The sequence below is a fragment of the Leptospira saintgironsiae genome (genome assembly GCF_002811765.1).
Classification (GTDB): domain Bacteria; phylum Spirochaetota; class Leptospiria; order Leptospirales; family Leptospiraceae; genus Leptospira_B; species Leptospira_B saintgironsiae.
Genome location: NZ_NPDR01000025.1, coordinates 1 through 2,007, shown reverse-complemented (window position 1 = coordinate 2,007; position 2,007 = coordinate 1). Strand labels below are relative to the sequence as shown.

The following is a 2,007-nucleotide window of genomic DNA, read 5'->3' as shown; positions in this document are numbered from 1 at the left end:
ATACGATGGATAAACTCCTCTTTCATGGGATCCTGGATTTTCGCCGCCCATATCATATACAGGAGCTGGACCGCTTGGGAGCCAAGCACCATATTTATCGTATTTCCCATAACTCGAGCTGGTAAAATCTACATCTCCGGTTTTAAATCTGTCCACCATGTATTGCGCGAAACTTCCTTCGTAAGCTCCATTCATTACCCCCTGAACATATCCGGCGTACATTTTACATATCGGGCTACCAAATGAATTTCCAATTTCTGCTGCCGGTTTATTTCCGAAAACTAAAGCTTTAACCTGCTCAAAGCGAGCCCGAGCCTTTGCGTCATTTCCCCAGACTTTTGGATCAAATTCGAAACTTGATCCATTTCTTCCAAATTTATCACGCATATACTCTACTGTTGCGGCAACTTGAAGTTTCAAGCCTTCGTTCGCTCCATGCTGAGTTGCATACTTACTATCCACCATTCGATCGTATAACTCATTTCTCTGCTGATCCTTTTCAGCTCTCGATAAATTCGGATTTTCTTCAATTCTACGAGCAGAATTCATTTCAAATGCTCTTTCTACAGTTGCCTTATACCGCTCAGGATTATTATAAGGGGAATTTTTAATAAAATCTTCTTTAGATTGGGTCCCACTTTCACTAGTTCGAACTGAAGCCGGCAAGTTACTCTGCATATCACTCAAAGTAGTAGTTCTAAGTGACTCCATAATACCACCACCTCGAATAAGATTTACAGCCCCATTCCACATACTGTTAAGAATACCGGTACCCGATTGCTCTGGCCTTCCAAGAACGCTATTTACAGTTCCTTCATCTAGATTGCCAAAGTTAAATTTATTTTCTTTGTAAAGCCCAGTTTTGGGATCTGAATTACCATATTTGGCTGTTAATCTTAGATTTTCAGCGATCTCTGCTTTTTGGCTTTCACTAATAAATTCTAATTTACCTGACCCATCTTTAGAGATTTTGAAATGCTCAACTATATCTTTCTCTCCAAACCCAAAGAAATTGGCTTCCACATGTCGTGTCTTGGCAATCAAGCCTTCTGCTGTTACGCTAATTTGTTCTTTGCGGCCATCCAAGCCAGTACGCTCATAAACAAATATACCTGATTCAGGATCTCTCGTTGCATAATAAGTCTTACTGTCAATCTTAATGGCATCGTATTTCCTTTCAGCGCCTCCATAGCGCAGTTGACCAATCTCAGCTACAGGAAAGAGATCGAAACGTTGCCTTTCCGTACTTTTCTTCCCGATCGGACGACTAGCTAAATCTTCTAACTTAGATGCATTCGGATTCTCGTCAGCGATACGCAATCTAGCTTCAGGAGTTAGCTTCTTCCCATCAAAGTTAAGTATTTCCTTTTCTATCTTTCCATCAGGACGAGTGATAGTTTTCTCTAAAAAGCCATCCGCCGCAACTCGAATACTTTCTTTAACCCCATGCTCATTCGTTCTGTTGTATACGACTTGCCCTTCGCCATCTTTACCTATATAGTAAACTTCTTTACCAACACGGATCGAATCGTATTTACGATTAGATTCATCGCCATTCTGTAATGAAATGCTATCAGCACCTGGCAAGCCGGAAGGAAGACGTTCAGATTCTTTTCCGGTGTTATATATTTTATTCAGATCTAATGCAGATTTAGTCGCGTCCGCTATTTCTAATCTCTCAGCAGGAGTAACTCGATCCTTACCGTTAGGTCGCAACAATTCAGTAGAAACTACTTGATCTCCGGCAATTACTTGTCTCTCAAGAAGTGCTTCAGAACCGATTTTCTTAACACTAATAATTTCACGTTCACCATTAAGACCTTTTCTTTCAAAAGTAACAACATTATCTTTAACAACCCTATCATATGCCAAACCATCCACTTTGACAGTTTCATACTTTTTATTCTTCGGATCATTGAGCTCATTTGCTTTCTTAAGAGAGATCGTTTCAGATGCCTTCTTTGAATTATCCAAGAACGCTAGATCAGAACCCTTCTTACCTGCATC

1 protein-coding gene is annotated in these 2,007 nt (G+C 40.3%); it reads right to left on the bottom strand.

Going from position 1 to position 2,007, the window contains the following annotated elements; all coding sequences use genetic code 11:
* On the bottom strand, window positions 1–2,007 hold a 2,007-nt coding region (locus tag CH362_RS19285), incomplete at both ends, for a hypothetical protein (protein WP_165780299.1).